Origin of the sequence: Edwardsiella piscicida (assembly GCF_001896205.1) — a bacterium.
Lineage (GTDB): Bacteria > Pseudomonadota > Gammaproteobacteria > Enterobacterales > Enterobacteriaceae > Edwardsiella > Edwardsiella piscicida.
The window spans coordinates 1,607,208-1,614,933 of record NZ_MPNU01000001.1 but is presented as its reverse complement, the minus strand read 5'-3'; the positions used below and the strand labels follow the sequence as shown (position 1 = coordinate 1,614,933).

The 7,726-nt window shown below is 44.9% G+C and carries 5 protein-coding genes and 1 pseudogene; 1 reads left to right on the top strand and 5 read right to left on the bottom strand.

From position 1 onward, the window contains the following. Positions 1-32 precede the first annotated feature (32 nt). Positions 33-1,241: an IS256 family transposase gene (locus tag BRD58_RS07340; protein ID WP_073382118.1), complete on the bottom strand. Its 1,209-nt coding sequence runs from the start codon at positions 1,239-1,241 to the stop codon at positions 33-35. A 172-nt stretch (positions 1,242-1,413) separates the two neighbouring features. Here BRD58_RS07340 and BRD58_RS07335 point away from each other — a divergent pair. Next, a pseudogene (locus BRD58_RS07335) lies at positions 1,414-1,998 on the top strand (tyrosine-type recombinase/integrase); the annotation flags it as partial. 204 nt (positions 1,999-2,202) lie between these two features. Here BRD58_RS07335 and BRD58_RS07330 read toward each other — a convergent pair. From BRD58_RS07330 to BRD58_RS17870, 4 genes are all read right to left on the bottom strand, one after another. Then, complete coding sequence (locus tag BRD58_RS07330; protein WP_073382113.1) at positions 2,203-3,984, bottom strand: hypothetical protein; 1,782 nt, start codon at positions 3,982-3,984, stop codon at positions 2,203-2,205. 103 nt (positions 3,985-4,087) lie between these two features. Continuing rightward, complete coding sequence (locus BRD58_RS07325) at positions 4,088-4,963, bottom strand: AAA family ATPase (RefSeq protein ID WP_158024514.1); 876 nt, start codon at positions 4,961-4,963, stop codon at positions 4,088-4,090. After that, complete coding sequence (locus BRD58_RS17875; RefSeq protein WP_139263892.1) at positions 4,956-5,492, bottom strand: hypothetical protein; 537 nt, start codon at positions 5,490-5,492, stop codon at positions 4,956-4,958. Before BRD58_RS17875 ends, BRD58_RS07325 begins: the two co-directional genes overlap by 8 nt. Continuing rightward, a partial coding sequence (locus BRD58_RS17870; RefSeq protein ID WP_158024513.1) for an ABC-three component system protein occupies positions 5,485-7,726 on the bottom strand: 2,242 nt, incomplete at its 5' end. The genes BRD58_RS17875 and BRD58_RS17870, both read right to left, overlap by 8 nt.

Here is a 7,726-nt window from a genome sequence, read left to right as displayed (position 1 = left end):
CCCTGTACACGATTCTGTGTAAATGCCTTTTCTCAGAAGTGACCGTCCAGGCGCTCACCGAACTCGATAATAAAGCGGCTCATCGCCATGCGCCAGTCCCTCAGCGGCATCGTCCATTTTTGTGATGCCGCCTGGATTGCCAGCCACACCACCTTTTTCACTGATTCATCCGTCGGGAACACCTTACGTTTTTTAATGGCATGCCGGATCACGCTGTTCAGTGACTCGATGGCGTTCGTTGTGTAGATGACTTTGCGGATGTCTGCCGGGTAAGCGAAGAACGTCGCCAGGTTGGCCCAGTTCGACTCCCAGCTCCGGCTTATCTGCGGATAGCGGTTGTCCCAGGCAGCGGCGAACGTTTCCAGCGCCTGCAGGCCTGCTTCTTCCGTGGGCGCCTGATAGATAGCTTTCAGGTCGCGGGTAACGCCTTTGTAGTCCTTCCAGGAGACGAACCGCAGACTGTTACGCACCATATGCACGATGCATAATTGGATGCGGGCCTCCGGGTACACCGCGTTGATGGCCTCCGGGAAGCCTTTCAGTCCGTCAACACAGGCGATGAGGATATCGTTCAGACCGCGGTTTTTTAGTTCAGTCAGCACATTGAGCCAGAACTTCGCGCCCTCGTTTTCGGCCAGCCACATACCCAGTAGTTCTTTCTGGCCTTCGATGTTGATGCCCAGTGCCAGGAACACAGATTTGTTGATAACGCGACTATTCTGCCGGACCTTCAGGACGATACAGTCAAGATAAACAATGGGATAGACTGCATCCAGTGGACGGTTTTGCCATTCGGTAACCTGTTCCATAACCGCGTCGGTGACCTTCGATACCAACGCCGGTGAGACATCCGCGTCATACAGTTCTTTGAACGCAGCCGCTATCTCGCGGGTGGTCATCCCCTTGGCGTACAACGATAAAATCTGATTATCCATCCCGGTGATCCGGGTCTGGTTTTTCTTCACCAGTTGCGGTTCGAAAGAGCCATCACGATCACGCGGTGTGCGTAGTTCCAGAGGGCCATCGCCGGTGGTAACGGTCTTTGTGGAATAGCCATTGCGGGAGTTGGTACCCGGTTTAGGCTGATTTTTATCGTAGCCCAGATGGTGGGACATTTCGGCGTTGAGAGCCGCCTCAACGCTGATTTTCTTCAGCAGGCGATCGAACTGGCTGAGATCGTCAGGGGTTTTGAGATTTTTGGCCAGTTCGTTAGCCAGAGCCTGCAACTGTTTTTCGTCCATAAATTAACCTGCTTTTGATGTTGGATTGAACATATCAAAATCAGGCAATTACACAAATCTATGTACAGGCTCCACCGGCAGAAGCCGAACAGGCATATTATGCTTCCATCGGGAATAAGGATCTGGCAGCCTGAGTTCCCAACTAAAATACTCTCCCGGAAAACCGGGGCGGTTCAAACAGGCACTAAATCCTCAGCAAATCGGAAAGTTACTAAGCTGTTTTGACAATAGTCGTGGCTCGTATCAGGTTAACTATTGCATGTGGCTTATGTGGTGGACATTGGCGCGTCCTGCAGAAGCCACCGAAGCAGAATGGACAGAATTCGATCTTAATAACGCCCTATGGACCATTCCGGCAGCGCGAATGAAAGCCCGCAGAGAACACGTTATTCCCCTACCCTTCCAAGCTGTCAAAATGCTCAGAACACTACAGGGGTTAACCGGGCATCGGCAGCACCTTTTCCCGGGCAGAGATAATCCGCTAGGGCCAATGACATCGCACTCGCTGCGCCAGCTACTCAAAAGCCTCGGATGGAGTGGCATTTATAGTCCCCATGCTACCCGAACTACAGGAAGTACGCGTTTAAACGAAATGGGCTATCGACCTGATGCTATTGAGGCCCAACTTGCACACGCTGATACCAACAATGTTCGTCGCACATACAACCATGCAACTTATCTTGATGAGCGAAAGGTTATGATGCAAGAATGGGCTGATAAGCTTGATGAATGGGTAGACAGAGCTGATATTTCATAGACTAACATGTATTGACATGTTTACTTATTAATAAGATTCATTTAATTAAAATTAGTAGCATTTACATTTCCAGCTCAAATAATATAACTGGTTGCTACATTAGTTGTGATTTATTAAGTTTTGCTCGTTTTTTTGCTAAAAAGAGACCACAAATACTTAACCAAGTTGAGCTTTGTAATTTGTGGTCAGGTGTGGTTACGTCAGTCAGGAGATATTAATACCCACACCTTCCTTGGGATTTCCTTTAAGTGTAATCACCGTTAACAACGGATCGCCGTTTTGCTGAATTGCAGAAAATTTTTGACGAAGATGACGCCGCAACGGATCACTTGCAGTAGTTAGAATCAAATTCATTCCTTTTTCAGCAAGACACATCATCCTGAAAATGTCCGTCATCGCAACACGATTCAAGTCATCAAGATGTGCAACCGGTTCATCAAGAAAAAAAGTACCGCCAAGTGCTCGGGCTCGAGAGAGATACAGAGAAAGAGCAAGATCCTGACGCTGTCCTTGGCTAAAGAAATTCTCAGTAATTAACGGAACTTCTCCATCACGAACAACTTCCCCCGTGATAGCACACCAGTTAAAATTTCCCTTATTCACGACGTTAAATCCCTGATAAACCTCATTAGCATGCATACGCGAGAAAAGTTCCGATGCTGGCAACATAAGAGAGTCTATTGTTTCAGATGTCCGGTTCTCAATTTCTGATGTCAACTCAGCCAATGCTTGCTCTGCGGTATTTCTACGCTTCAACTGTTTCGAAATAGAATCTTCAAGACGCAACATCTGCGACTCCAGTGATTTAATAGTCTTGCTCTCTTCCATAGATTCAAGACCAAGCCGAGATTCATTATAAAGGTCAATTAACGAACTCAGAACATCACGATCACTTGTAAGGCTCTCCTGAAAACGTACCAGAATGCTTTTATTTACAGAATCATCCCTGAAAAGCTGGGACCAGTACGAACTGAACTCCTGCTGTAAATAAGTAATGTTCGCAAGTTTCTGCTCTTCTCCTTTTAACTCTAAAATCAATGTTTGGATAGCGCCTTGCTGAATGTCCTCTAGCGCTATCTGTGTCGATAACTGATGTTCTATAAGAGTAATTTGATGCTTATGACTATCACAATAGCTAGGCAATAAACTTTGCACTGCGGCAACTTGCTGTAAAAATGAATCTGTAGTGGCAAGTGCTTTTTCACCTACAAGTTGATAAACACGTTCGAGGCTATCGTAAATTTCTGAAAGGCGTTCAGCATGAATCAAACGTGCGAGCGACATTTCAATCAAGTCTGCTCGAATGTATGCAGGACGATATTCGGGTAACCAACTATCAAGTGAAAATTGCTCTACACATTTCATGGTATTGAAATCCGCAGCGTTAATCTGATTACGAAGCTGAATTTTCTGAGCATGCTGTGCGAGTAGTTTTACTTGTTCCGATTTTTTAGTCTCAAGTGCCAAACGGCTAAGTCTTAGATTATCATCAAGTATTTTAAGCTGTGGATCAAATAAGCTCCCCGTTTTCACGATTGCATCAACTAGATGCTCTCGCTCTTCCCAGTCATGAGAGCACAGGGGACAGCAGGAAGATTGAGCCTTGTCGGTATATGTTTTACCAAGCATGAATAATTGCTCAGTTACATTCGTAAGGTTTTCAAGCTGAGAAGTCTGTAGAGCAATACTCTCTTCCATTTGATGTATATCAGTCTCTAACTCAAGCAATGTCTCTTCACTTGGAGCTGCTGATATGAAATCCTCCCACTCTTTGCGATGCTCATTGGCAAAGGTATTTTCAGCCATTACATCTAGCAGTGCACGCAGCCCATGCCGACGCGATAGGAGCGTATTATTATCGAGCTTGGATTCAGGTATTAAAGCAAAAACCGAATTGGCGGAAAGACCATAAATATCATCCCCTGTCAACGTATGGAGATAGTTAATAAGCGGTTGACTGTCTGGGAAGACTGCCTGCAGAGACATTAATATATTGTATTGTTCATTATGACGTTTCAGCTCCTCCCTCAGTTCCCCATTTTTTTTCTGAGCGCCTGTATTTTTTCCTCAGCATTCTTTAGATCGCCTGCTAGTACGTCCTTACGCTTCTGTATTGCATTTTTTCATCGCTGTAATGAATAGCAGCATCCCAGCGTGACATTAACTGAGTGACGATTTTGGTGTTATTAGTGATAGCTATCTCACGCTTATTTAGCGCTTCCTTGATTAATGGAAGTCTGTCTACCGTAGATAGATCTCCAGATGGTAAATTGAGTTGGGTAATAAGTTTGTTGATATTTTTGACAACTATACTTTCTTGGTTCTCTTTTCCCGAAAACTTAGTAAATAGACTGTCCTTAAATGCACGGGTCTCCTCTAGCTGCCTCTGCTCTGACTGGATAGAAGGTAGATTACGAATATAATCCTGTACCTGTTTTTGTTGATTTGAAAGATGACCATACCCAAGGATGTTTGCAAATATTTGCCTGCGTTGCTCAGCTGCAGCATCATCAACAAGCATTGACAATGAATTTGAATACAACCATCGACTATGCCGAAACCATTCACGTTTGCTCCGATTAATACTTGTGGTGTGTCCGGTTCCAACTTCAACAGGGGTTATCATTTCCAGCAAAGCTTTCTCAGTCAAACGCTTGATTTGACCTTCCCCATCAGAAACATAAATACCTTTATCCGAGCGACTAAAGGTCTGTTTTTTGCCATCTATAAGGCATATTGCTGAAACTGATTTTTCACCTACCCCCCAATGACAGGTGTAAGCCGAATCAGATATGTCAGCAATCTCACCCGTAAACAGCCATTCCACAGCTTGGCAAATAGTGCTTTTCCCCGTGCCATTGGCCGCATAGATAACTGTTAGACCTGAGTTAAAAGGAATGGTAACTTCATCCGGGAAACCACGAAATCGTTTGATAGTTACTGACATAATACGAATGTTACTCATTACCATCCTCCCCTCCGCTAGTATGTTTACGGGCAAGTGCAGCTGGTGTCATGCCTTCAAACTCGGATAAAAACTCTAAAGTACTTTGTGAGACACGCGTAAAGCCTCTATATGCGATGTCATTAGCTATACACGGAAGCCCCAATAATGTAATCCTGCCTGTACGTTGCCATTTATCCTCTTCAATCCAGACAACATGTTTCCTGACAAGACGCGTATCTAGCTCTGCATTTCTTATGGTTGAAGAAGGAAAACGTTGTCCTCCTGGTAACGCAAGTATAAGGGTTGCGTCAATAGTAACGCCGGGTCTCTCACGACGACGGGCAATGCTGTCTAACACCTTTTCACCTTCAATGCGAGATGATTCAAATTCTTCCTGCGAAACACCATCGCACCTAATGAGCCCTATACAGGCATATTCAGATTGCCAATAAGCGACAATACTCTCAGGTAGCGGCGGAAAATGTGGTAATTTTATAAAACCAGCTGATCGAGTTTTTTCATTAAGCTCCGCAATAAGCTCATCCATTATCCTGTTCCTCACCTAACACAGTTCGCACTGTATTTTTGTACTCACTAAGATCGCGAAGATAATTATCCCGCTCACTGACTGTATTACCTGTATTGTAGCGCTGCACAAGATCCATGAGATCATACACCCATACTTTGCGAGATGCTTGCGGCTCAGTTATTGATCCAGGAACATCGTCAGGCTGAGCAATACTGGCACGACTCATGCTCGTATCAACACGGCACGCTTCAGGCGTGACCCTTCCATCAACATGAGCGAATACAAGAAGATCAGGATGTTCTCCACCTTCTCTTATCCATTCAATAAGCTCACTCTGAAGCTGCTCAAAACTTCTGTCCTGCGCATCCCAAGCCAGCACATTATCTCGACCACCGAAGACTTCCGTACACAATTGCCCAATTTGCTCAGAATTGCTAAGCCAATGAGTCCCCGTCGTACCCGTAAAATAGCAAAGCGCTTTAATCACGCGCAATACATCCCTTTTACGAAAAACCAGATTAGTTAAGTCTGGAGAAAAATGTCGGGCGGTACCAAACAAAGCTTGGTGAACGAGGTAATCCGGATGAGGAGTGTGCTCACGAATTATTTTTTTCCGAAGTTGCTCAATTCCCTGATTGATAATTGGGTTTTGACCTATAGCATTTGGTGCATCAAAAAAGCGCTCAAGCTCCATCTGCACAGCATAACTAAGCTCATATAACTCACCATCAACGTTTTGCCATAAATATACGTTCAAGATTGTGGCTCGCGATACCCGCCCCGGCCAAAGAAAGATAAAAAAACCAGCGGCAATAAAACTGTTTCTCAACAGATGTAACGCGGAAACTGAAGGGCAGCGGTGTAGAAGTGCTGAATCACCTTCAAGTGGAAAAAAACCAGTGGCGCGACGTAAATCATCGCTGATATCACCAACTGAGTTATGGCATAACAAAACACTGAATGCCCCAGAACTCTGAAGACGATTAAAACAAGCACCACGATTGTTTATCACATCGGACGTGACAGGCCCATCCGATGACACCATCAGTAATTGATGGCGATGAAAAGGATCATCATTCATCCCGATAAGAATGCGCTCACACAACAGCGTATCGCCAATTGTTGCTGGATAAAAATCTGCCGTTAGTGCACACCAGACAATGACATCGTTATAAGCAATACGTAATGTATGAGTACCCTGATCATACCCTGCATCACGGTGAACATTTTCAAGCAATAAAAAACATTGCTCCGATTCAGAAGTCTCTTTAACCCAGCACCAACCCGTCCGAAACATGGAGTCAGCCGGATACAATGCCCCTTCACCATCAGGAAACGTTAGTGCACGTTGTCGCCAACTATTAAGTTGGCTACCACTAACTGCCTCACACCCCACTTGTAAAATAAGTGGGCCAGGATAATTACTAACCATTTCATCAAGTGCATCAAAATCATCTGCCCGGAATGCACCAGAACCAGCCAAAATACAAACTGGACGGTCACCGGCAAGACGCCTGAAATGATTCTGGAAAAGGTCCGAGATAGTAGCTAGTGCAGCATCATGCTTTTGATGTATTAAACAGGTGTAAAGCTTTTCCGCACCAAGGAGGTCACGATTACAATAATGTGTATGTACGTTTAAAATTCGGTTGCTACCGCTTGCAGCGAGCACTGCACGATCTGGGAACATTTGTTGCAAAAGAGCGTCAACCTCAGCAGATGACGTTACAGTTTCTCGTGTGAAGTAGATATCCATTAGGTTGCGGGAAGAACGCACAACGCTTGAAAGGTTATCCCGGCGCCAGAGATGAAACTCGAAACGCAATAATATTGGAAGCGCTCTTGCAAAAAGTTCAGGACCAGTGAGTTCACTCATTGCTGTGTCATTTCGCAGCAAACTGAATTCGTTACGGACCCCGACAGCAAGCCTTTCGTAATCACGGATATTCGTAGCAAAATCTTGCGCTGGCTTACCTGATTGAGTGAAGAAGCTAAGCGTGTCTTTAGTCACATTATCGGATACAGCTAAAATGTAATGAAAAGACAAAGCCTGCGGAGATACTAGTTCCGGAATGATAAAACTTCGAAGCACTAGAGCCAACAGTTCCTTACGAACAGTGTCTATCCCTACATTTGTTGAGGTATAGTGCTTACATTGGACAACTCCAGCAGTCTGATTAGACAGTGTAAGCAATACATCCACGCCGTTATCAGCACCGTTATTAATTCTGATAACCTCATCATACCAGTTC